Here is a 22,850-nt window from a genome sequence, read left to right as displayed (position 1 = left end):
TGAGCGGTGGAAGCACCGGACTCTTTCCTCCCGATGGGCGATAGATATCGGCATGATTATAGGCGGGTTATTCTAAACAGAATCCTACTATCGGTATTCAGGGATCCCATGACTGTCAGAACCTTTCATGCAGCACAGACCGCCACAGGTCGTCCCAGCCGTCACCGGGGTGACGAAAGATGATCGTCACCCCCGAACTGATCGCCGTCGTGGTCTTCATCATCACCTACGCGCTCATCATCGACGAGCGGATCCACCGAGCGGTGGTCGCGATGGTCGGCGCATCGGTCGTCGTCTTCCTCCACATCGTCCCCTGGGAGATGATCCCGGAGTACATCGACCTCGGGACCATCTTCCTCCTGATCGGGATGATGATCATCGTCAACACCGCCCGCGGTAGCGGTCTCTTCGAGTACATCGCCATCAAGACGGCGAAACTTGCAAATGGGAGCCCGATGCGGGTGCTGTTGCTCTTCTCGCTCGTGACCGCCATTACGAGCGCTTTCCTCGATAACGTCACGACGGTCCTCCTCATCACCCCGATGCTGCTCTACGTCGCAAGCGTCATGAAGACCGGCCCCATGCCCTTCCTCATCGCCGAGATCTTCGCCTCGAACATCGGCGGGGCGGCGACGCTCATCGGCGACCCCCCGAACATCATGATCGGCTCGGCCGCCGGCCTGACGTTCAACGAGTTCATCGTCAACATGGCGCCGATGATGGTGATCAACCTCGCCGTCGTCATGGGAATGCTCGCCCTTATCTACCGAAAGGACCTCCACGTCTCGCCCGACGAACGGGAGGGCATCGAGAAGACATTTGCGGAGTTGAAGGAGCGTGAGGCGATCCGGGACTGGCCGCTCTTCAAGAAGTCGGTCATCGTCATCGCCCTCGTCATCGGGATGTTCTTCGTCCACAACCAGCTCGGCCTCGAACCCGCCCTCGTCGCCCTGATCGGCGCGTCGATCCTCCTCTTCTGGAGCAGGCAGTCCCCGGAGGAGATCTTTGAGAAGATCGAGTGGCCGGCCCTCTTCTTCTTCGGCGGGCTCTTCGTCGTCGTCGGCGCCCTCGTCGAGACCGGCGTCATCGCGAGCGTCGCGGAGTTCGTGGTCGAGAACGTCCACTCGGAGGGAGAGGCCATCCTGATCATCGCCTGGTTCTCGGCGTTCGCCTCGGCCATCGTGGATAACATCCCCCTCACCGCCACCCTGATCCCCCTGATCCAGGGTATGAGCGGGGCGATGGACATCTACCCGCTCTGGTGGGCGCTCTCGCTCGGTGCATGCCTCGGCGGGAACGGCACGGTCATCGGCGCGTCGGCAAACGTCGTCGTGCTCGGGATAGCCGCACGGAACGGTTACAACATATCGTTCGTGGAGTTCCTGAAGATAGGGATGCTCGTCCTTCTGGTCACGGTCGCGATCGGGACGGGGTTCCTCTGGCTCAACTTCGTCATCCTTTAAGCCGCATCTACCCGGTCGGCGGGGTTCTGGGTTCCCGGGTCGCCTCGACCTCCTGAATCCGGCCGACCAGCCATTTGTACGCGGTCGCGGCCGCTTCCCGGGCCGAGGTGCTCGGGTCCTCCTTCCGCATCCGGTCGAGCGGCTCCTTCGCCTTCGGGTCGGCGATCGTCCCGAGGGAGAGGGCTGCCTCGGTCCGAACAAACTCGTCGGGGTCGCCAAGGGCCCGGATCAGCCCGTCAATGTCCCGGCCGTCGCGCATCGTGTTGATATCGTCCAGTGTCGTCATAACAATCCTGACGTGCACGTCCCCGGTGTATATATGCCTTTTCGGGAGGGCGCCGGCAGCTCATCCGCGCCCTCCCGGATCTCGCCGAAGCGCCCGGCGGGCCTACCTATCAAGGCGCCAGCCTTCCACACCCTTCTTCTCCGCAAGTTTCGCGGCAACCTGCGAGTGGGCAAGCGACGCGGCCCGCCGGACATTCATATCCGGGTCCGTGAACTTCAGGTGCTCCAGCACCTCGATCGCCCGTTCGTCGCCGACGGAGCCGAGGGCTTCGGCCGCCGTCAGCCGCATGATATCGTCCGGGTCTGACAATACCCCTATCAGCCCGTCGATATCCCGTCTCCGTCGCATCGTGTCGATATCCTTCCTCTGCGTCATAAGCATCCTCGTTTGCCAGATAAGACGCATCTACGGCACGTGGCATTAAGAATATTGCGGAGAGGCATCGCGCAGGAAGCTCCGGGCCGGCTTGCCAAAAAAAAGGTTAGTATGTCGCGAGATACCGATCGAGCTCCCAGGGGTGGACCGCCGTCCGGAAGGCATCCCATTCGGCGTTCGCAACATTCGTGAGCGCCTCGACGACGTGGGGGCCGAGCGCCTTGCAGATGAGGTCGTCGGCGAGCAGGGCCTGGTGGGCCTCGGCGAGGCTCGCGGGCAGGGTCTCGATCCCGTTGTGGTCCCGCTCGGTGGGCGTCATGTGGAAGATGTTCTTGTGAACATCGTGCGGGGGCTCGATCCGGTTCCGGACGCCCTCCATCCCGGCGGCCAGCATCGCGGTGAAGGCGAGGTAGGGGTTACAGGTGGGGTCGGGGCTCCGGAACTCGACCCGGGTGCTGTTGCCGCGGGGCGCCGGGACCCGGACCAGGGCCGACCGGTTGCTCGCGCTCCAGCTGATGTAGCAGGGGGCTTCGTAGCCGGGGACGAGCCGTTTGTAGGAGTTGACCGTCGGGTTCGCGACCCGGGTGATCGCCGGCGCGTGTTTGAGCAGCCCGCCGATGAAGTGCATGCAGGTCTCCGAGAGCTGAAGGGGTGCGTCGGGGTCGTAGAACGCGTTCTTCCCGTCTTTCGCGAGCGAGCAGTTGACGTGCATCCCGCTCCCGTTGATGCCGTAGATCGGCTTTGCCATGAACGACGCGTGCAGGCTGCGCATCAGCGCCATCGTCTTGGCTGCGAACTTGAAGGTGATGACGTTGTCGGCGGTGTGGAGCGCATCGCTGTACTTGAAATCGATCTCGTGCTGGCTCTCGGCGACCTCGTGGTGGGACGCCTCGATCTCGAACCCCATCTCGATGAGCGCGAGAATCGCCTCGCGCCGGAGATCCTCTGCGAGGTCGGTCGGCGCGAGGTCGAAATAGCCGCCGACGTCCTGGAACTGCGTCGTCGGTCGCCCGTCGACCATCCGGAAGAGGAAGAACTCCAGCTCCGGTCCGGTGTTGAAGACGTAGCCGTCTTTTGCGGCGTCCTCCATCGCCCGCCGGAGCACGTGGCGCGGGTCGCCCTCGAAGGGTTTGCCGTCAGGTTTGCAGACGTCGCAGATGAACCGGGCGACACTCTTCTCCCGGGGACGCCAGGGCAGGAGGGTGTAGGTGGAGAGGTCAGGTTTGAGGATCATGTCGGACTCCTCGATCCGGACAAACCCCTCGATCGATGACCCGTCGAACCCGATGCCGTCAGTGAGTGCTTTCCCGACCTGCTTCGCCGGGATAGCGACGTTCTTCGGCATGCCGAGGAGGTCGGTGAACTGCAGTCTGAGGAATCGGACTTTGTCCTGTTCGATTCTCTCGAGCATCGCCGAGATGTTGTCAGGTGACATATGGAAGGAAACTTCCTTCCAATAATATTTATACTTAGTGGATATATAGTGATCGGAGCGTTCCCCTACCCCCTGGAGGTGGAGGGGGCGGGTCGACCGTGATGGAAATGTGTGGCATAATTGGCGTAATGGATAGAACGCGCCGGACGATGGACGGTTCCGGCATCCGACAGGCCCTCTCCATGATGAACGAGCGTGGCAGCGGCGAGGGGGCGGGGTACGTCGCCTACGGCATCTACCCCGACTACAGCGACTGCTATGCCCTCCACGTCTTCTTCGACAACCCTCGCGAGAGCAAACCGGTCCTCGATGCGGCGCTTGCACAGTGGGGGACGGTCGAGCACGACGAGCCAATCCCCACCCGCGATCAGTTGCGTCTCCGGGCGGTCCACACGCCCTGGCGTTACTTCTTCAGACCCGACCGCTCCCTCGCACTGCCGGGGAGCGCGACCCCGGAAGACGACATCGTCAGCGCTCTCGTGATGCGGGTCAACGCCGCCCGCCAGGGCGCCCTCGTCTTCTCCTCCGGCAAGAACGTCGGCGTCTTCAAGGCCGGGGGCTGGCCCGAGGACGTGGCGGACTTCTACCGGATCGAGGACTACGAGGGCTACATCTGGCTCGCGCACAACCGTTATCCGACGAACACCCCCGGCTGGTGGGGCGGGGCGCACCCGTTCAATCTCCTCGACTGGAGCGTCGTCCACAACGGCGAGATCACCTCCTACGGGACCAACCGGCGCTACATCGAGAGCTTCGGCTACACCTGCACGATGTTCACGGACACCGAGGTCGTCGCTTACCTGATCGACCTCCTGGTGCGGCGGCACGAACTTGACGTCGACCTCGCCGTCCGGGCGCTCGCCCCTCCCTTCTGGAAGGAGATCGACCGGATGCCCGGAGCGGACCGGGAATGGAATTCCGCTATCCGGCTTGCCTACGCACCGGCGATGATGAACGGGCCGTTCGCCATCGTGGCCGCAAACCACGAGATGATGGTCGGGTTCACCGACCGGAGCAAGCTCCGGCCGATGGTCGTCGGCGAGTGCGGCGACCGCCTCTACATATCAAGCGAGGAGGCGGCGATCCGGGCGATAGAACCCTGCGTCGAGTCGATCAGGATGCCGGCCGCGGGAGAGCCGGTGATCGGGAGGGTCGTCGCATGATCGGAAGCCTCCCTCCCCGCTACCGGATCAGCATCGACCCTGTCCGATGCATGGAGTGCGGGCGGTGCATCGAGAACTGCTCCTACGGCGTCTACCGGCGGGACTACGACCGGATCCTGGTCAACTCCCGGAACTGCACCGCCTGTCACCGCTGCATCGCCTGCTGCCCCCGGGACGCGATCATACTCGAAGAGCAGCCCTGCGACTACCGGAGCCACCCGCTCTGGACCCGCGACGCCCGGGAAGCGATCTACAACCAGGCCCGGACGGGAAAGATCGTCCTCGCCGGGATGGGTAACGCCCTCGACTACCCGGTCATCTTCGACCGTCTGGTGCTCGACGCCTGCCAGGTCACGAACCCCAGCCTCGACCCGCTCCGCGAGCCGATCGAACTGGTGACCCATCTCGGCAAGAAGCCGGCGAGGCTCGATCTCCGGCGGCGGGAGGGCGGCGACGTCGAACTCCGGACGCGGCTCACCCCGAACCTCCGTCTCGAGACCCCGATCATGATCGGGCACATGAGCTACGGGGCGATCAGCCTCAACGCCCAGGTGGCCATGGCCCGGGCGGCGAAAGAGGCCGGGACGTTCATGGGCACCGGGGAAGGCGGTCTGCATTCGGCGATCTACCCCTACCAGGACCGGATGATCGTCCAGGTCGCCTCCGGGCGGTTCGGCGTGAACATCGATTACCTGGAGCGCGGCGCCGCGATCGAGATCAAGATCGGCCAGGGCGCAAAGCCCGGTATCGGCGGGCACCTCCCCGGCGAGAAGGTCTGCGAGGGGATCTCCAGGACGAGGATGATCCCGGAGGGGAGCGACGCGATCAGCCCGGCGCCGCACCACGACATCTACAGCATCGAGGACCTCGCCCAGCTCGTCCGGGGCCTCAAGGAGGCGACGGAGTGGAAGAAGCCGGTCTTCGTGAAGATCGCGGCTGTCCATAACGCGGCCGCGATCGCCGCCGGGATTGCGCGATCACCCGCCGACGCCGTCGTCATCGACGGGTTCCGGGGCGGGACGGGTGCGGCGCCGAAGGTCTTCCGCGACCATGTGGGCATCCCGATCGAGGCGGCGGTCGCGAGCGTCGATGCGAAACTCCGCGACCAGGGGATCCGGAACGATATCTCGGTCATCGCGAGCGGCGGCATCCGGGGGAGCGCCGATGTCGCGAAGGCGATCGCTCTCGGCGCCGATGCGGTCTACATCGGGACAGCAGCCCTTGTGGCGATGGGGTGCCGGGTCTGCGGGAACTGTTACCGGGGCCTCTGTCCCTGGGGGATCGCCACCCAGCGCCCGGACCTGGTTGAGCGCCTGGACCCGGATATCGCGGCAAAGCAGGTGGCGAACCTTATCCGTGCGTGGACGCTCGAACTCGCCGAACTGCTGGGCGCTGCCGGGATCAACAGCATCGAGAGCCTGCGGGGCAACCGTGACCGGCTCCGGGGGTATATGCTGGATGAGAGCCTGATGCAGGTGCTCGACGTCAGGCAGGTGGGGGCGTGAGGTCAGAGAGTGACGTGAAATCGCGGAAGAGTAACAATCAGGAGGCCATGATGCCGAGAAGGGTCACATGGAGAGATACGGCGCCGCCATCTGCCGGACGCCGGTTAGAGAGGCGGTCCTCCGCACCATCCGCACGGTCCTTGTGAGTTTCACCGAGATCGAGGCCGGGTACGTCTTCGGTTCGTTCTGCAGGGAGGATTTTGGCGACGTGGATGTAGCAGTCCTGGTCTTCGGGGCAGGATGATCCCGGGACATAGGGTTAATATAGTATCGCATATACCGGCCGTGCGCTCTGTCTGACCTGGGGCGGATGTTTCATCGTGCGTATGTCCCGCACACTGTGAAAATAGCCGGGTTGGATTGGAGCCAGTCAGAGGATGTGACAGATATGCAAAAAATGTTGCTGAGGGGCAGTATCCTGTTAAGTATTCTCATCGTCACGTGCGCATTCGCCGTGACGGCAGTGCCGGTGGGGCCGCCGCAGATCCCGGGAGGCCCCGTCGCTTCAGGCATGGAGAATATCATCATACCCGGGACGGTCCTGACATACGATGCGTCGATCTCCAGGATCACGACCGACCAGTATGGCATACCGAGCCAGTCCCCTGTCGCATCCTTCGACTGGGTCGTGAAGGTTGAGGAGGCGTCAGGAGGTCGCTATGCGGGAACTGCGGAGCTCATCCCGCGCAGCCACGCAATAACTGGCGGGGTGTACCGGTGGTCGTACACGGAGGGTCAGCAGAATCCCGATTGGTTTGGACCCCCGCTCTGGGTTGACCCGGGAGCCCCGGCAGAATCCGCGGGAACGTATGGAAAAGGTACCTGGCAACTCCTTGGGGACCCCATGGGCCTGAAGATGCCCAACCCCCTCACCGGCGTCGAACAATCCGTGAACCAGATGCAGACGACGGGCCCGGGGAGCCTGCGGTATATATCGTATGACACCGATTACGGGACAGTCCTCCTGTATACCGAGAAGACGGACCAGTACTTCATGTCCTTCTGGTTCCGGTCCCTGAATGAGGGCGGCCTGACCGGGCCGTTCGGAGGGATAGTCCCGTAACGCACCGGGTCATCCCGGCGCCTGCGGCGGACCGCCGATATCCCCGGGCGACTTCGCGAAAGGGCAATATACGGTTTAAGGGGAGGGGCGGGCGGCACGGAGCGCCGGCCCCCCTTCACGACGTCGCGACCTCGACGCACTCTTTCCGCGTCCCGATCCGGGCGAGCGCCCCGCACATCCCGGGAACGTAGGCGAGGGCTTTGCCCGAATCCACCATGATCGATGCGAACTCGTCCATCCGGGGCGAGACGACCATACAGGTGTCCGGGATCACCCGAGCGCCGCTCTTCTCGATAGCGGCGACGAGGTCCGGGTTCGCCTTTGCAACCCCGCGGGCCGCAAAGATGTAGAAGGGTTTTGTCGTCCTCTTCCCCTGGAGGAGGTCCGCGATCTCCCGGAGTTCGTCCGGCGAGCAGTGCGGGCACCCGACCGCGACCGCCTCGACCTCGGTCTCCACAAAGAGGTCCTCGACCTCGTCCGCGGTCACCGTCACCCGGTCGAGGTCATCGGTCTCAAACGAGAAGACCCGGGCTTCCGGGGTGATCTTATCGACGTGGAAGAGGGCGACCGCGCCGGTCGCCGCCATTGCGGCGCCGAGGGCCTTGAGACTGTCGCGGGCGGGCCGGATACCCGTGAATATCGGGATCCGGTTCCCGACCTTCTTGCCCGCCACGTGGCCGATCGCGCCCCAGTGGTCGGCGTGGAGGCCCTCCCCGCCCTCGACCTCGACGACGACCTGTGGCCGCCGGTTTGCGACGATATGGAGGCCGTAGTACGGCGTCTTCCCGATGATCGCCGCCGCAAGGGCGCTCGGCCCGCCTTCCCGGTTGGTCCGGGCGCCGAGGACCGAGTTCGCGTAGGCGACCGCCGAGGACTCCGACCAGGCCAGGTGCTCCCCGTACTCCGTGATGCGGAGGTAGTAGGGCGTGCAGGTGCACTCGAGTTTGATCCCGAGTTTCCGGTAGGCCTCGACGACCTCCGCCTGGTGGCCGGCGAACTCCTCGCCGATCCCGAACTCCTGCCACCCCTCCTGCGGCATCCCGATGGGGTTCAAGACCGTCGGGACCGCCACCCGGGCGTCGAGGCTCTGGAGCCAGGCGAGCCCCCACTTCCCTATGGTCTTGTAGGATGCACCGCTCACCTGGGCGCTCGCGATCGGGACGAGTTTCTCGGCCTCGTAGACCCCTCCGAGCGCGACCAGGATCTCCATCATCTTCTGGCGTGTCTCACCGAACTCTCCGGCGAGCACCCTCTCGTCATCCTTCTCCAGATACATGGTTATGGCCACTCCGCTCTCTTGAATTCGTGCTCCTTCCCCATAACCATCGTGGCATCGACCCCGACCTTCACGTTCGTCCCGTCGCCAAGGCGCGTCGGGTCGAGCGACGAGCCCCGGACGCCGGTGATGACCATGATGTCGGTATCGCCCCGGACCCGGGTCGCGATAGCGTATTCGACGTCGTGGGGATCGTGGATATCGATATCCTCGTCGACCACCACGACGTGCTTCAAGGAGGTGTGGGCGGCAAACGCCGCCATGATGGCGTTCTTCGCGTCACCTTGCGTGTTCTTCCTGATCTGCACCACCCCATGGAGGTAGCCGGCCCCGCCTTTTGTGAGGAGGACGTCTCTTGCCGTCGTCACCTCGTTGACCGCGCGGTAGATCTTCGGTTCATAGGGGGCTCCCATCAGGAGTTTGTGTTCGTCGCCGGCGGGCAGGATGCCGTGGTAGATGGGGTCCTCCTTGCAGTACATCCGGGTGAACTCGATCACGTGCTGCTGCCGCACCGGGTCGTAGGTCCCGGTGATATCGACGAACGGTCCTTCCGCCGCCGTCTCCGCACTGATGTAGCCTTCGAGGACGATCTCGGCGTCGGGAACCCGGACGCCGTTCTCACACTCATGGACGGCGAGTTCCCCGCCCATCAGTTCCGCCGCGTAGGCGAGTTCTTTCCCCTGCGGGACCCGGGTGCAGGCAGCAAACGTCACGAGCGGATGGGTGCCGACGGTGACGGCGACCGGGAGTTTCTCGCCCCGGGCCAGGGCTGCTTTCAGCAGCGTGTGGGTGTGCCTCCCCTCCACCAGGCGGGCGACGACCCTTCGGTCATCGAGAACCATCATCCGGTGAATGGAGGCGTTCTCGGCGCCGTCATAGCGCGAGAAGACGATCCCGGACGTGAAGTAGCGCCCGGCGTCCCCCGGGAAATGCTTCATGACCGGGAGGCGGGAGAGGTCGACAGGAACACCGCCCTTGAGCCGGCCCGCATCCACCACCCGACCGCTGTAGGTCGCGGCCGCGAGGTGTTTGACCAGGTCCTGCTCGTTTACGCCGAGCGCTGCGGCAAGCGACCGCCGGTCGGAGAGAAGGTTCATCACCGCACGGTGGCCGTCGAGGTCGTGGAAGAAGAGGATCTTCTCGGTCCGGCTCGAGAGCCGCGGTGCCTCGTAGATGGTCGAGCAGGTCCTCTCGATATCCTCGACCATGCCCTGTTCCCGCATCATCGCTATGAAATCACGCATCGTATCCATTCCATCGGGCTCCAAGGTTGTGCTCCACCCCCATGTGGTCGAGCACCCGGGCCACCACCATATCGACCAGGTCGTCGATGGTCTCCGGGTGCTGGTAGAAGGGGGGGCTTGCGACCATCACGGTCGCGCCGGCATCGTCGGCAGCAAGCATATTCTTCAGGTGAATCCGGGAGAGCGGCATCTCCCGGAGGAGGAGGAGGAGGGGGCGCCGCTCCTTGAGGCAGACGTCCGCGGCCCGTCCGATCAGGTTGTCGGCGAGGCCGTTGCTGACCCCTGCAAGCGTCTTCATACTGCAGGGTACGACCGCCATCCCGTCGTAGCGAAACGAGCCGCTCGCGATATCGGCCGCGAGGTTGCTGTTCTCGGCGTATATGGCGTCAAACCCGGTGAGGTCCACACCCTCGATCCCGGCGATCTGCCGGGCGGTCTCGGATATGACGATATGCACCGTTGCCTCTTCACAGAGCACCTCGAGCAGGCGACGTGCGTAGATGACCCCGCTTGCCCCGGTGACCCCGACAACGAATTCCTTCTTCATTGCTCTCCATCTCTTATGTCACTATGAGTTTATCCTGCTTTGTCGCCCGCTTCACCCGGAGGACCTCCATCGCCGCTTGTTCCACCGCGTGGCGGTGCTCTCGGGTGGTGTAGATGCCGAGGCGCCACTGCTGACGCCGGGTGTCGTTTAAGGTGTTGATGAGGGGCGAGACCTCCTCGATATCCACCATCGTGTGGCTGTTCCTGACCCGGACCTCCATCGAGAGGGTGCCCGGGAGCCGGGGGATGTCCACGAGGACCTCATCCCCCGGAACCCCCGCGGTCTCGGCGATGGCGAGCGCAAGGCTCCGTTCCCGGGCGGGACCCAGGTCCTGCTGGAGGGCCGCGGCGTTCACCCGGTCTTCGCCGACGTAGAGCGCCCGTTTGTAGAGGTCCCGGGCGTAGACCCGGCAGGCAAGGTCGCGGGTGATCGGGTGAGGCGAGTGCTTCAGCCGCTCCATGCAGGCGGCATCGTCCATCCCGACGAGTTCGTGCGCATCCGCACCCGGGACGTTCTGCACCTCCTCGCGGAGGGCGTGGACGAACATGCTCGTCGCGATCCTGCTCACGTGGTGGAAGTAGACCGCCGGGCGCATCAGGGTCCGGGCGATGAGGAGCGACTCGGCGGCGTTGATCCCGCCTTCGGAGAGAGCGATGCCGGACCCGGTGAGGATCGCGCACCGGATCAGCCGGTGGGCGTCGACCGTCCCGTAGGGCACGCCGGTGTAGTGGGCGTCCCGCATCAGGTAGTCCATCCGGTCGACGTCCAGGCTCCCGTGGATGATGCTTGCGAGGCGGTGCCTGCCTTCGACGACGGCGCAGACCTCGGCGGGATCGATCCCCTCCGCTTCGAGGGTTCCGGCGATCGTTCCCTCCCTGACGAGGCGGTCGATCTGGTGGTGGCTCCTCCCCGTGAACTCTTCCATCACCGGTTCGGTGACGTGGGAGAAGGGGCCGTGGCCGATGTCGTGGAGGAGGGCGGCCGTCGCAACAAGCCTCGTCTCGACGTCGTCAAGCCCGAGCTCGCTCGCCATGAGGCCCGATAGGTGCATCGTCCCGAGCGAGTGCTCAAAGCGGGTATGGTTTGCGCCGGGGTAGACGAGGTTCGCAAAGCCAAGCTGGGAGACGTGGCGGAGCCGCTGGACGACCTCTGAGTCCAGCAACCGGAGCGCGAGCGCATCCGCCTCGACGTAGCCGTGCACCGGATCTTTGATGATCTTCATCAGTTCCGTTAAGGTTCTTGATAGATAACTGATAAAGGTATGGAGCGATGATCACCTTCCTCTCGGGCGGAACCGGAACGCCCGCGCTCATCCGGGGCGCCCGGCAGATCCTCTACGACAGCGAGATCACCGTGATCGCGAATACCGCCGAGGATCTCCGGGTCTCAGGGAGCCACGCTGCGCCGGACATCGACACCGCCATCTTCCTCTTTGCGGGTATCCTCGATACCGGCCGGTGGTGGGGGATCAAGGGGGACACCTACGCCACCCACAACTACCTCCCGAAGGTGGCGGGCGGCGAACCCTTCCCGGTCGGCGACCGCGCCCGGGCCGTCCAGATCGCCCGGGCGGCCCTCCTCGAAAAGGGCTTCACCCTGACGGAGACGGTGCAGGCGCAGTCCCGGGCCCTCAGCATCGGGGCGACCATCCTCCCGGTGACCGACGACGATGCCGCCCTCTTTGTCGATACCGGCACCGAACGCCTGCCGCTCTATGAATACTGGATGGCCGCCGATGCCGCGACGGAAGTGCGGGAACTCATCCGCACGGCCTCCCGGCCGCCCGCGATCACGGACGAGGTGCGGGCGGCGGTCGAGGCGAGCGACGCCGTGGTGATCGGCCCGGGGAACCCCGCCCGGAGCATCCTCCCTATCCTCGACTGCGCCGGCATGCGCCGCCTCCTCCGCGATACGTTCGTCGTCGCGGTCTCTCCCTTCCGGGGGGGCGGTGCGCCGGACCCGAAGGACGCCGCCCTCATGTATGCCGTCGGCGAACCCCCGACCGCTCCCGCGGTCGCCCGGCTCTACGGGGATATCGTCGACGTCTTTGTCCAGGATATCCACGACCCCGATGGTGTCCCGGGTTCGCTCCGCCTGGAGACCCGCCTCCTGCACGAGCGGCAGGCAGAATCACTCGCCTGGGACATCATGGCGGTCATACGCCACGCGGTTTCGTGAGAAGGGAACCCACGTTTTCCGGCTCGATTAACAAAATTCATATACGGTTGCATATGATACGCTGATCAACCAATGATAACCTTCCTCTCGGGCGGAACCGGGACCCCGAAGCTCCTCCGCGGCATGCAGGAGTTGCTGGACGAGCGCGAGATCGCGGTCATCGTCAACACGGCCGAGGACACGTGGCTCTCCGGCAACCACCTCTCCCCCGACCTTGATACGGTCATGTACCTCTTTGCGGGTATCCTCGATACCGGCCGGTGGTGGGGGATCCGTGACGACACCTACATCACCCACGACCTCCTCGCGAGGCTCGGCGTCGAAGAGTTCATCGCCGTCGGGGACCAGGACCGGGCGGTCCACGTTGCGCGTGGGGAGATGCTCCGGGGCGGGATGCGGCTCACCGAGGCGACAGCGGCGCTCTGTGGAAAACTGGGCGTCAAGGCCACCGTCCTCCCGATGACCGACTCCGTCGTGACGACCTATGTCCGCACCCGCCGGGGCGAGATGCACTTCCAGGAGTACTGGGTGAAGCACCGGGGGGAGGTGGCGATCGAGGGCGTTTCGCGGCGGTTCCGGGAGCCGCCGGTCGCGACCGCCGAGGTTATCCGGGCGATCGAGGCGAGCGATGCCGTGGTGATCGGACCGAGCAACCCGGTCACGAGCATATCGCCGATCCTCGAGTGCGCCGGGGTGAGAGAGGCGCTCCGCCAGCAGCACGTCATCGCCATCAGCCCCTTCATCGGCGACGCGCCGGTCAGCGGCCCGGCGGCGGCCCTGATGCGGGCCTTCGGAAAAGAGGCCTCATCCGCCGGTACCTGTGGTCTCTACGAGGATTTTGTGGATCTCTTCATCCAGGACACCCGGGACCCGGTCGGGCTTCCAGGGGCTCTCCGCCTGGACACCCTCATGGTCAACCGGGGGAAGAGCCTGGATCTCGCCAGGAACATCCTGACGCTGGTCTACGGGTGCTGAAGAGCCCGCTTACTTTTCCTTCTGCCGGTAGTCCTGTATCGCCGCATGGAGCGCGTCCGCCGCGAGGTTCGAGCAGTGCATCTTCCGGGGGGGCAATCCCTCGAGTTCGGTCGCCACGTCGTCGCGGGTGATCTTCAGCGCTTCATCGAGCGTCTTTCCTCGTGCCATGTCGGTCACCATGCTGCTCGTGGCGATCGCCGATCCGCACCCGAACGTCCGGAACTTGATATCATCGATGACGTCGTCCTTGACTCTGATGAAGATCTCCATGATGTCCCCGCAGACGGGGTTGCCGACCTTGCCGTAACCGTCCGGGTTCTCGATCACCCCGACGTTGTGCGGGTTCATGAAGTGCTCCATCACCTTCTGGCTGTAGCCGATCTGGTCTGCCATGTTCTCTACCTATAACGGTGTAATAGCCCGCAGGCGTTTAACTTTTGGGGTTGAAGGGGCGAAGCGGGAAGTCCCCACCGTTCAGGGTGGGGATGACACGGAAACTTCCTGCGAAAGTTTCCTGTCAGGCACAACCGGTTAGGTTGTGCCGTGTACTTCAGATGGTGAACTACACCCTCTGGAGTAACCTTCGTGCTCTGTCACAGACAAAGAAACGAGGACGGAAGATCGGCAACCTCCGGTTCAAGAGCGCATCCCGGTACCGGACGCTCAATTACAATCAGTCCGGGTTCAAGATCGACCGTGAGCATAGTTCGATCACGTTCTCGAAGATCGGAATAATCCCCTTCGTCATGCATCGACCGTACTCGGGAGTTGTGAAAGGTGTCCTGATCACCCGTTCCGGTGGCAAATGGTACGTCATCATCCAGGCGGAGCAGGAAGTTTCCGAACCGAAGAGGGAGGGACGATCGGTTGGGATCGATCTCGGGTTGGATTCATTTGCGGTCGATAGCGATGGCGCAGTAATCGAGAACCCCCGGTTCTATGAGCACTCACGTGACCAGATCAAGAAGTTGCAGCAGAGCGTTGCTCGGAAGCAGCGTTTTTCGCAGAACTGGAAGAAGGCAAAAGGGAAACTTGAAAAGGCATATGACCATATCGCGAACCAGAAGAACGATTCCCTGCACAAACTTTCCCGTCGGTACGTTGACACCTATGCAACGATCTGTGGTGCAAGTATTGGCCATGAAGCAGGAAGCCCAGCCCTTCAGGGCGGGGTAGTTCACCTGTTTCTCCGGCGGCCCTGACGATCCGGGGCACCTCCTCCGGGCTGTTCCCGCGGCCGGGTCTCGCGACCATCGATCCGTGCGCCTCGTCGTGAGCGAGCCCGATGGCGACCGTGAGCACCCGCCGTCTGCGAGCCGGTGCATCCCGGCCTGATGAAGGGTGCCTGGCAGTAAGTCCCCCGGGCATCCACGTAGCCTTCGGTATCCATCCGATCACTTTGCTTCGACCGGGGCCACCCTTCCCTTGCGCATGATGATGGTCGTCACGCCCGAGGTGACATGCTCCTCCTCGATGGTATGCCCGCTCTCACCGGCCCAGGACCTGACCATCTCGACAAGGTCGGGTTTGTCGGTGGTCACCTGCAGAACCTGCCCCTCGCTCAGTGTCTCCATCTCCGTCTCGATCGAGAGCATGGGCGCCTGGCAGATGCCGACGCAGCTCACCGTTTTATCAGCGTACATCATGTTGATCACCTACTTCATCTTCCGGATGTAGAACCGCATGACCCCGTCATCTCGAACTTCACGATCTCGTGGACCACCCGGTTTGCCCGGCGCCGGATGTCCTCCTCTGCGGCAGGGCCGTCTCCTGTTCCGTCTCTCCACCTTCGTGGGTGCGTGGAAGTCCGGGTGCCTGACGTGTCAGCGTTACACTCCCGGTCACACCGGATCACGCACCCTCCCTTATAAGCATTCCCGGGGGAGGGGCGTCGATGGGAGGGGCGGGGCCGGGTGGGACCGAAGAGAGAGCAGGAGCCGTGCCCGGGTAGCGGGGCCCGTGAAGTCGCCCCGGGGACGGCCCCGGGCGTTCAGTGGGGCGGGGGCGGTGCCCGGAGATACCCGGCGGGAAGTGCTCCGGACCCCGCCCTCGAAGATGCGCCCCTGCGCCCGGGCCACCCGCGGGGTGCGCTCTCCCTCCTCACCACAAACCCGCAGACGGTCCCCGATATAGATGGTTCCGGTAGCGATCCCGGTTCGGGCCGCTTTAGAGGGGACGATCGGCAGGCTCAGGCTCAACCCCCGTCACTGCAATGCACCGGAGTTATCTGCATATTTTCTCGTATTTTACGATTTCTCCTCATTTTACTGGTCTAATGTTAAAAAAGGTCGAGATTTTGCTCTATTTTCAATTTGTGCTTGTTATCACCGAAAATCTTAAAAAAGTCAAACGATAAGAAGATCCTTAATGTTCGTTCCGACCAAGTGTTTCTTTACGAAAGGTGTGGGCGTCCACAAAGACAAACTGGCATCGTTTGAACTGGCTCTCAGGGAGGCGGGTATCGAGAAGTACAATCTGGTCTACGTCTCAAGTATCTTCCCCCCGAACTGCCAGCTGGTCTCGCCGGAGGAAGGCTTGAAGGAACTCTCCCCGGGCAGCATCGTCTACGTCGTCATGGCCCGCGCCGAGACCAACGAGCCGAGCAGGCTCGCTTCCGCCGCCATCGGCCACGCGATGCCGAAGGAGAGCAACACCTACGGCTACCTCTCCGAGCACCACGCCTTCGGCGAGACGGCGGAGGTCTCGGGCGAATACGCCGAGGACCTTGCCGCGACCATGCTTGCGACGACGCTCGGCATCGAGTTCGATCCCGACCAGGCGTGGCAGGAGCGGGAACAGATCTACAAGGCGAGCGGCCGGATCATCAACACGACCCACACCTGCCAGGCGGCGGAAGGGGTCATGGACGGCCGCTGGACGACGGTCATCGCCGCAGCAGTCTTCCTCTGATCCTGCCCCTCGCCGGGCACCTCGTTTTTTCTCGTATCGCACCAATCCGGCTCCCCGGCCGAAGCGCTCTCCGGCGTTCGAGCGCAAGACAAAATACCTCCCGGGGCCCACACTGTACCCAGGTTTTCAGCATGCGTATACCAATAGGGGCCGTAACCCCAACAACCGAATCTGCCGAGATCATCGGCTGGGTGCACGAGGTCCGCGATCTCGGAGGGCTCGCGTTCTTCCTGATCCGCGACCGGACCGGCATCATCCAGGTGACCATCCCGAAGAAGAAGGTCTCAGCGGAGATCCTGGAAGTCGCCCGGAACGTCTCAAAAGAGTCTGTGGTCAGGGTCCGGGGCAGGGTCAAAGCGATCGAGAAAGCCCCCGGCGGGCGCGAGATCGTCCCGGACGAACTTGAGATCATCAGCCTCGCAGAGAGCCCGCTCCCGCTCGACGTCGCCGAGAAGGTGCCCGCCGAGATGGACACCCGGCTTGATTCCCGGTTCCTGGACGCGAGAAAACCGCGCGTCCGCGCCATCTTCTTCATCCGCTCGGCGGTGACCTCTTCCGCGACCGCGTTCCTCGCTTCCCGGGGCTGCATCAACATCACCACCCCGAAGATCGTCGCCGCCGCGACCGAGGGCGGCACCGAACTCTTCCCGATCGCCTACTTCGAGAAGGAGGCGTTCCTGAACCAGAGCCCGCAGCTCTACAAGCAGATGATGATGGCTGCCGGGTTCGAGAGCGTCTTCGAGCTCGGCCCCATCTTCCGCGCCGAGGAGCACAACACCGTCCGGCACCTCAACGAGGCGACGAGCCTCGATGTCGAGGTCTCGTTTGCCGACCACAACGACGTTATGGAACTCCTCGAAGACCTGATCGTCCACGTCTACGACTACGTCGCAGAGCACTGTGCCGAGCACCTTGCCGAGCTCGGCGTCGACCTCAAGACCCCGGCACAGCCGTTCCCCCGGATACCGTATACGGAGGCGATCGAGATAGCAAACCGCACCATCGAGGAGAAACTCACCTTCGGCGACGACCTCTCCCCGGCGGCCGAGCGGGCGATCGGCGATACGGTCGGGCAGCACTACTTCATCGTCGACTGGCCGACCGATATCAGGCCTTACTACGCGATGCCCTACCCGGACAGGCCGGAGTTCTGCAAGGCGTTCGACATGATGCACCCCCGGATGGAGCTCTCCTCCGGGGCCCAGCGTATCCACGATTACGACCTCCTCGTGGAGCGGATCCGCGCGAAGGGCCTCTCCCCGGAGAGTTTCGAGTTCTACCTGAAGACATTCCGCTACGGCATGCCCCCGCACGCCGGGTGGGGGCTCGGCATCGAGCGCTTGGTGATGACGATGCTCGACCTCCAGAATATCCGCGAGGCGGTGCTCTTCCCGCGTGACCGGCACAGACTGACCCCATGATGCTCGTGAACAAATGTCTCCCGACCACCGTGGTCGGGAGTTACCCGGTGGTGAAAGGCTCCGGGCTTCTCGCCCGCATGGACCCGCTCAAGCACGCGGTAGAGACAGCGGTCGCCGACCAGATCAGTGCCGGGATCGATATCATCTCCGACGGCCAGGTCCGGGGCGACATGATCCGCGCCTTCACCTCCCACCTCGCCGGCATCCGCGGGTCGTCGGTCGTCGGGAAGGTCCAGCCTGCCCGGGGGCCCATAACGCTCGCGGACACGAGGTATGCCCTCTCACAGCACCCGCGGGTGAAGGGGATCCTCACCGGCCCGAGCACGCTTGCCTACGGGCTCTCGATCGAGACGACGTTCTACCGGAACAAGGACGAACTGGTCCAGGACCTTGCTCAGGTGCTCGCGGTCGAGGCGGGCCACCTCCAGGACGCCGGGGTCACGCTCCTACAGATCGACGAGCCGATCTTCTCCACGGGCGCGGCGAACCTTGCCGTCGGCCGCGAGGCGGTGAACGCGATCGCGGGGCAGCTCAAGGTCCCCGTCTGCCTCCACGTCTGCGGAAACCTCGGGGCAGTCATCGACGACGTCCTCAAGGCGAACGTTGCCGTATTCGACTTTGAGTTCGCGAACAACCCCGAAAATCTTGAGATCCTCTCCGAAAAGGACCTGCGCGGCCGAATGGTCGGCTACGGTTGCGTGGACTCCGCCGACCCCACTGTCGAGAGCGTCGAGACGATCGCGAAAAGGATCGAGGCAGGCATCGACGTCTTCTCGCCGGAGGCGATGCTCGTCGATCCCGACTGCGGCCTCCGGATGCAGACGCGGGATGCGGCACTCGGGAAACTGAAGAATATGGTTGTTGCGGCAGGGCTCGTCCGGGCCGGGCACCCGGACTGAGCCGTTAACCGTCCGACGGCGGGCCCCGGCCTAGACTACCCGTGAGGTCGTCGAGAGTTCAAGGCCTCGTGCGACGATGTGGTAGGGGATCACTCGCTGTGGGACGTCTGAGCCTTTGATCTTCTCGATGGCGAGCGTCCGCTCGACCTCATTGCCGTGGACCTGGTGCCTCAGGGTGATGAAGATGTCGGCGGCACGCATCATCCGCGCCTCCTCAAGGGGGCTGTGGAGACCGGTGTAGAGGAGGTGGACGATGGTTGCTCCCGAATCAACGACCTTGCGGGTGTCATGCAGGACAAAATCGGTGGCCGTGTCAACCCCCCAGACGGCGATCAGCGTGGAGAGGGAGTCCACGACGATCCGCTCTCCCTGCATCGCCCCGGCGAGCGTTGCGGCATCCATCCCCCGTGCGTCGATCATACCCTCGGCCGGTACGGCGTCGAGCATCAGGTAGGTGCCTCTTCCCGCCCGCCAGAACTGCTGTGCCAGGAGTTCAAGGCCGCTCAGGGGAGATCCGGAGATAACGACACGCGTCGCCAGCGGAAAACCCCCGTCGAGTGCAAGGTCAAGGCCCGCGATCCCTGTCGAACGTCTGGTGGTGTCTGCCACGTCTCTACCTCGGGTATCTCTCGGGACTATCTATGCACGGTCCTTTTCTTAAAACTACTCCTCGAGTACGGCCTTATGCACCGCCGGCGGTGCAGTACTCCTCCCGGAGGCGCTTCCTGAGGAGTTTCCACCCGTTCACCCGGGGGATCTCGCCGGTGAAGATGATCCGGCGGGGAACCTTGTAACCCGCGAGGCGTTCGCGGGCGAAGGCGATGATCTCATCAGGCGTCACACCGTCTCCGGAGGTGACCACCACGGCCACCGGCACCTCGCCCCGGTGCTCGTCGGCGCACCCGAAGACCGCCGCGTCACGGACGTCCGGGTGCTGGATGAGGACGTCCTCGACCTCGGTCGGGTAGACCTTCCAGCCCGACATGACGATCATGTCCTTCTTCCGGTCGGTGATGTAGAGCATTCCTTCGGTGTCCAGGTGGCCGACGTCGCCGGTCAGGAACCAGCCGTCGGGGAGGAATACGGCGCGAGTCTCTTCCGGCATCTGCCAGTAGCCGAGCGCGACCGCCGGCCCCCGGAGGGCGATCTCGCCGTCCTCGCCGGGCGGCAGTTCCCGTGCGGGATCGTTCGCATCGACGATCTTCACCTCGGAGAAACCGACCGGGGTGCCGACGCTCTTGAACTCGTCGGCGGTCGCGTAGTGTTCGGGGCGGATGGCGGTCCCGGTCCCGACGACGATCGTCTCGGAGAGGCCGTAGGCGTTGACGATCGGGACCCTGAACCGTTCGTTGAAGGGTTTCCAGACGCCGGGCGTCAGGGGGCCGCCGCCGCTGATCATCGCCCGGGCGGTGGCGAGCGCCGCCTCAGTCCCCGGCGGGGTCTGGATGAGGGAGTGGATCACCGGCGGCATGCCGGCGACGATCGTGGCCCGGTAGTCCCGGGCGAGGTCGAGGTAGCGGTCAAGGTCGAACCGTTCCATGACGACATAGGTCCCCCCGGCCCGGAGGGTGGCAAGCCCCCAGCTCACCCCGACGTGCCCCATCGGGTAGATCCCGAGGTAGACGTCGTCGGCGGTGATCCGGAGGACGTCACGCTCGGCATCCATCGCCGCGATCCAGTTCCCGTGGGTGAGCATGGCACCTTTGGGCTTTCCCGTGGTGCCGGAGGTGTACTGGATCTGGCAGAGGTCGTCGAACCGGCAGTGGGCGGCACGGAGGTCCGCCGGGGTCCGGAGGAGATCGGTCCAGGAGGTAGCGCCGTCGGCCTTCCCCCCGACAGCGATGACCTGCCGGAGCGCCGGAGCCCGGTCCCGGATGCGGCCGACGAGGGCCGCACCTTCTGTGTCGGTGATGACGGCGACGGCCCCCGCGTCGCGTACGGCGTAGAGGACCTCGCTTTCCCGGTAAACCCGGTTTGTCGGGACGGCGACGGCGCCGATACGCCAGAGGGCGAGGTAGCCGATGAGGTACTCCGCCGAACTGTCCAGGTAGATGCAGACCCGTTCCCCGCGCCCGATGCCGAGGTCGAGGAGGCCGTTTCCGACCCGGCAGACCCGGTCAAGGAGGTCGGCGCGGGTATAGGACTCTCCCCGGGAGGGGACGATGAGGGCGGTCTTGCTCGGATTGCAGGCGTTGGCATCGAGGAATGTGGTGCAGTTCGGCATGGGAGGGCTCCGCGCGGCATGCATGCGCTTTGATGTACGTTGTTGTATACAGTTCCGTAAATAGATTGTCCCGGGATGGATCGCGGGGCGGACTCCCGAAAGAGATCGCAAAACCCAAATCTCCTCGCGAAAAGAGGTTCATCTGATGATCGCTCTTCTTCGATACCTGGACCCGGCAAGGACCGGGCTGATCGCTCTCCTTCTGCTCACCGCTCTCACATCACCCGCGTGCGCCGGCCTCTATACCGACTCGTGCGGGATGGTCTGGACGGACGCCTCCCTCCCCTTTGAGCGGGAGAACGAGACGGCCTACAACGAGGAACTGATGGCGTCCTACGCGCCGATCATGGCGAACCTGACGGGAGAGGTCCCCGACTTCACCGATATGACCTGGAGCGATGCCTTCCGCGAGACGTGCGCCTACATGGAGGAGCGCTACGCCTTCACGGAGTGGCGCGGCGTCGACTGGGACGCGCTGTATGCGACCTACGCGCCGAAGATCGCGGATGCCGAGAAGAGCCGCGATGCCGCCGCGTATTACCGCACGCTCCGGGAGTTCTCCGACGCCATCCCGGACGGGCACGTCATGGTCGCCGCCCGCGATGATTTCGGGGCGAAGCATGCCGATATCGGTGGGGGTTACGGGCTTGCCGTCGCGAGGCTTGATTCCGGAGCGGTGATCGTGACCTACGTCGCGGAGGGGAGCGATGTGGAGCGGGCGGGGATCCGGTTCGGCGACGAGGTGGTCTCCTGGAACGGCCGGCCGGTCGGGGAGGCGATCAACGCGACCTCGATCATCTGGGCCCCGGTCAAGCCCTCGACCGCGGAAGGGATCCTCCTCCATAAGCAGCGGTTCCTGACCCGGGCGCCGGTCGGGACCGGGGCAACCATCGGGATTGCCGGCCCGGAGGACTCCGTCCCCTGCACGGTCAACCTGACCGCGGCGGACGATGGCTACGAGACCCTCGCCCGGACGAGCATCTTCCTCGGCCGCGAGGTGAACGACGGTGCGGCCGGGTCGTCGTCGGCGCTCAAAGCGATGATCGCGAACGAGACCGTGACCGCCCGGACCCTCCCCGGAGGCATCGCCTACGTCGCGGTCTACGAGGAGTCCTATGACGTCTACCAGCCCTTCAAGGCGGCGGTGGAGAACGCGATCGCGGACGGGGCGCCCGGCATCGTCATCGACCTCCGGTTCAACCGGGGCGGGGACGACAACCTGGCCGCCGCCTACGCCGGGTGGTTCGTGGACCGGCCGGTCTTCTACGAGTACGGCACCACCTACGACCCCGGGACCGGGGAGCAGGCGGTCCTCTGGGAGTCCTGGAGCAAGCCCCGACCCGACCGTTACGCGGGCCCGGTCGCCCTCCTCGTCAGCCCCTACACTATCAGCTCGGGCGAGGGCCTCCCGAAGGTCTTTCTCGAGACCGGGACGGGGACGATCGTCTCGTGGTACGGGACGAACGGGGCGTTCGGGATGGAGTCCCTCGGCCCGGTGCTCCCCCTCGGGGTCATGACGGCCTTCCCGACGGGTGCGTCGCTCGACGAGTACGGCAGGATCCAGGTGGACAGCAACGCGTCCCTGGCCGGCGGGGTCGCCCCGACGGTGCGGGTGCCGATGGATGAGGATACCCTGGCGCGAGCGATGGCCGGGGAGGACGTCCAGCTCGCCTACGCGGTCGACTGGATCTGGACGCAGGCGGAGGAGACGACCGCGGTGCCGACACAGGCGGCGGCACCAGGGTGGGCGGTCGTGCTCGGGGCGCTTGCGGTTGTTGCGGTCTGGTTCGGAAGGCGGTGATGGCGGGGGTAGCCCCCTCACCGCGATGCATAACAGAGACCGTTCAGCCCGCGCAAAAAAAGTTCTCCGGGGTCCCCCCCGGAAG

General features: G+C 64.4%; 23 protein-coding genes. 12 read left to right on the top strand and 11 right to left on the bottom strand.

Going from position 1 to position 22,850, the window contains the following annotated elements:
* Positions 1–182: 182 nt before the first annotated feature.
* Positions 183–1,463, top strand: coding sequence for an SLC13 family permease (locus tag V6K60_RS02630; protein WP_442919544.1), 1,281 nt, complete (start codon positions 183–185; stop codon positions 1,461–1,463).
* 7 nt (positions 1,464–1,470) lie between these two features.
* Here the strand turns inward: V6K60_RS02630 and V6K60_RS02625 are convergent, their stop codons facing one another.
* The 3 genes from V6K60_RS02625 to glnA form a co-directional block, all read right to left on the bottom strand.
* Complete coding sequence (locus tag V6K60_RS02625; RefSeq protein WP_332448959.1) at positions 1,471–1,749, bottom strand: HEAT repeat domain-containing protein; 279 nt, start codon at positions 1,747–1,749, stop codon at positions 1,471–1,473.
* Positions 1,750–1,851: 102 nt separating this feature from the next.
* Entirely contained in the window at positions 1,852–2,124 is a 273-nt protein-coding gene (locus V6K60_RS02620) for a HEAT repeat domain-containing protein (RefSeq protein WP_332448958.1), read from the bottom strand.
* Positions 2,125–2,230: 106 nt separating this feature from the next.
* Positions 2,231–3,559, bottom strand: a complete 1,329-nt coding sequence (gene glnA / locus V6K60_RS02615) for a type I glutamate--ammonia ligase (protein WP_332448957.1) — start codon at positions 3,557–3,559, stop codon at positions 2,231–2,233.
* A gap of 107 nt (positions 3,560–3,666) precedes the next feature.
* On the opposite strand from glnA, the gene V6K60_RS02610 reads away from it, so the two are divergent.
* The 4 genes from V6K60_RS02610 (at position 3,667) to V6K60_RS02595 (ending at position 7,290) form a co-directional block, all read left to right on the top strand.
* A complete protein-coding gene (locus V6K60_RS02610; RefSeq protein ID WP_332448955.1) occupies positions 3,667–4,722 on the top strand; it encodes a class II glutamine amidotransferase in 1,056 nt (351 codons plus the stop codon).
* A complete protein-coding gene (locus tag V6K60_RS02605; RefSeq protein WP_332448954.1) occupies positions 4,719–6,227 on the top strand; it encodes a glutamate synthase-related protein in 1,509 nt (502 codons plus the stop codon). Before V6K60_RS02610 ends, V6K60_RS02605 begins: the two co-directional genes overlap by 4 nt.
* A gap of 67 nt (positions 6,228–6,294) precedes the next feature.
* Entirely contained in the window at positions 6,295–6,471 is a 177-nt protein-coding gene (locus V6K60_RS02600) for a hypothetical protein (protein WP_332448953.1), read from the top strand.
* Positions 6,472–6,738: 267 nt separating this feature from the next.
* Positions 6,739–7,290, top strand: coding sequence for a hypothetical protein (locus tag V6K60_RS02595; RefSeq protein ID WP_332448952.1), 552 nt, complete (start codon positions 6,739–6,741; stop codon positions 7,288–7,290).
* Between the two features lie 115 nt (positions 7,291–7,405).
* Here the strand turns inward: V6K60_RS02595 and V6K60_RS02590 are convergent, their stop codons facing one another.
* Genes V6K60_RS02590 through V6K60_RS02575 form a run of 4 tightly spaced genes read right to left on the bottom strand, consistent with a single transcriptional unit; the run spans position 7,406 to position 11,579 of the window.
* On the bottom strand, positions 7,406–8,566 hold the full coding sequence (locus tag V6K60_RS02590) for an aconitase X catalytic domain-containing protein (RefSeq protein ID WP_332448951.1): 1,161 nt from the start codon (positions 8,564–8,566) through the stop codon (positions 7,406–7,408).
* 2 nt (positions 8,567–8,568) lie between these two features.
* A complete protein-coding gene (locus V6K60_RS02585; protein ID WP_332448950.1) occupies positions 8,569–9,810 on the bottom strand; it encodes a UbiD family decarboxylase in 1,242 nt (413 codons plus the stop codon).
* A complete protein-coding gene (locus tag V6K60_RS02580; protein ID WP_332448949.1) occupies positions 9,803–10,357 on the bottom strand; it encodes a UbiX family flavin prenyltransferase in 555 nt (184 codons plus the stop codon). The genes V6K60_RS02585 and V6K60_RS02580 overlap by 8 nt, the downstream gene beginning before the upstream one ends.
* A gap of 13 nt (positions 10,358–10,370) precedes the next feature.
* A complete protein-coding gene (locus V6K60_RS02575) occupies positions 10,371–11,579 on the bottom strand; it encodes an HD domain-containing protein (RefSeq protein WP_332448948.1) in 1,209 nt (402 codons plus the stop codon).
* Positions 11,580–11,626: 47 nt separating this feature from the next.
* Here V6K60_RS02575 and V6K60_RS02570 point away from each other — a divergent pair, with 47 nt between their 5' ends.
* Complete coding sequence (locus V6K60_RS02570) at positions 11,627–12,535, top strand: 2-phospho-L-lactate transferase CofD family protein (protein WP_332448947.1); 909 nt, start codon at positions 11,627–11,629, stop codon at positions 12,533–12,535.
* Between the two features lie 72 nt (positions 12,536–12,607).
* Positions 12,608–13,510, top strand: coding sequence for a 2-phospho-L-lactate transferase (cofD, locus tag V6K60_RS02565; RefSeq protein ID WP_332448946.1), 903 nt, complete (start codon positions 12,608–12,610; stop codon positions 13,508–13,510).
* 9 nt (positions 13,511–13,519) lie between these two features.
* On the opposite strand, the gene nifU is transcribed toward cofD, so the two are convergent.
* Complete coding sequence (gene nifU / locus V6K60_RS02560; protein WP_332448945.1) at positions 13,520–13,903, bottom strand: Fe-S cluster assembly scaffold protein NifU; 384 nt, start codon at positions 13,901–13,903, stop codon at positions 13,520–13,522.
* A 161-nt stretch (positions 13,904–14,064) separates the two neighbouring features.
* On the opposite strand from nifU, the gene V6K60_RS02555 reads away from it, so the two are divergent.
* Positions 14,065–14,712 (top strand): RNA-guided endonuclease InsQ/TnpB family protein, encoded by a 648-nt coding sequence (locus V6K60_RS02555; RefSeq protein ID WP_332448944.1) that lies wholly within the window; start codon positions 14,065–14,067, stop codon positions 14,710–14,712.
* Between the two features lie 192 nt (positions 14,713–14,904).
* Here V6K60_RS02555 and V6K60_RS02550 read toward each other — a convergent pair whose 3' ends face one another.
* Positions 14,905–15,156 carry a sulfurtransferase TusA family protein gene (locus V6K60_RS02550; protein WP_332448943.1) on the bottom strand — a complete coding sequence of 84 codons (252 nt, stop codon included), beginning with the start codon at positions 15,154–15,156 and terminating at the stop codon, positions 14,905–14,907.
* A 721-nt stretch (positions 15,157–15,877) separates the two neighbouring features.
* Here V6K60_RS02550 and V6K60_RS02545 point away from each other — a divergent pair.
* The 3 genes from V6K60_RS02545 to V6K60_RS02535 all read left to right on the top strand — a co-directional run bounded on the left by V6K60_RS02545 (position 15,878) and on the right by V6K60_RS02535 (position 18,740).
* Positions 15,878–16,420 (top strand): pyruvoyl-dependent arginine decarboxylase, encoded by a 543-nt coding sequence (locus V6K60_RS02545; RefSeq protein WP_332448942.1) that lies wholly within the window; start codon positions 15,878–15,880, stop codon positions 16,418–16,420.
* Positions 16,421–16,551: 131 nt separating this feature from the next.
* Positions 16,552–17,841 (top strand): aspartate--tRNA(Asn) ligase, encoded by a 1,290-nt coding sequence (aspS, locus tag V6K60_RS02540; RefSeq protein ID WP_332448941.1) that lies wholly within the window; start codon positions 16,552–16,554, stop codon positions 17,839–17,841.
* On the top strand, positions 17,838–18,740 hold the full coding sequence (locus V6K60_RS02535; RefSeq protein WP_332448940.1) for a methionine synthase: 903 nt from the start codon (positions 17,838–17,840) through the stop codon (positions 18,738–18,740). The genes aspS and V6K60_RS02535 overlap by 4 nt, the downstream gene beginning before the upstream one ends.
* 30 nt (positions 18,741–18,770) lie before the next feature.
* Here V6K60_RS02535 and V6K60_RS02530 read toward each other — a convergent pair whose 3' ends face one another.
* Positions 18,771–19,349, bottom strand: coding sequence for an RAD55 family ATPase (locus tag V6K60_RS02530; protein ID WP_332448939.1), 579 nt, complete (start codon positions 19,347–19,349; stop codon positions 18,771–18,773).
* A 73-nt stretch (positions 19,350–19,422) separates the two neighbouring features.
* Positions 19,423–20,964: a class I adenylate-forming enzyme family protein gene (locus V6K60_RS02525; RefSeq protein ID WP_332448938.1), complete on the bottom strand. Its 1,542-nt coding sequence runs from the start codon at positions 20,962–20,964 to the stop codon at positions 19,423–19,425.
* A gap of 145 nt (positions 20,965–21,109) precedes the next feature.
* Between V6K60_RS02525 and V6K60_RS02520 the strand changes: the two genes are divergently transcribed.
* Positions 21,110–22,765 (top strand): S41 family peptidase, encoded by a 1,656-nt coding sequence (locus V6K60_RS02520; RefSeq protein ID WP_332448937.1) that lies wholly within the window; start codon positions 21,110–21,112, stop codon positions 22,763–22,765.
* Positions 22,766–22,850 lie beyond the last annotated feature (85 nt).

It is taken from the genome of Methanoculleus sp. (assembly GCF_036677455.1).
Classification (GTDB): Archaea; Halobacteriota; Methanomicrobia; order Methanomicrobiales; family Methanoculleaceae; genus Methanoculleus.
Note: the sequence above shows the minus strand (reverse complement) of the source record. Positions and strands in the feature narration are given on the sequence as shown.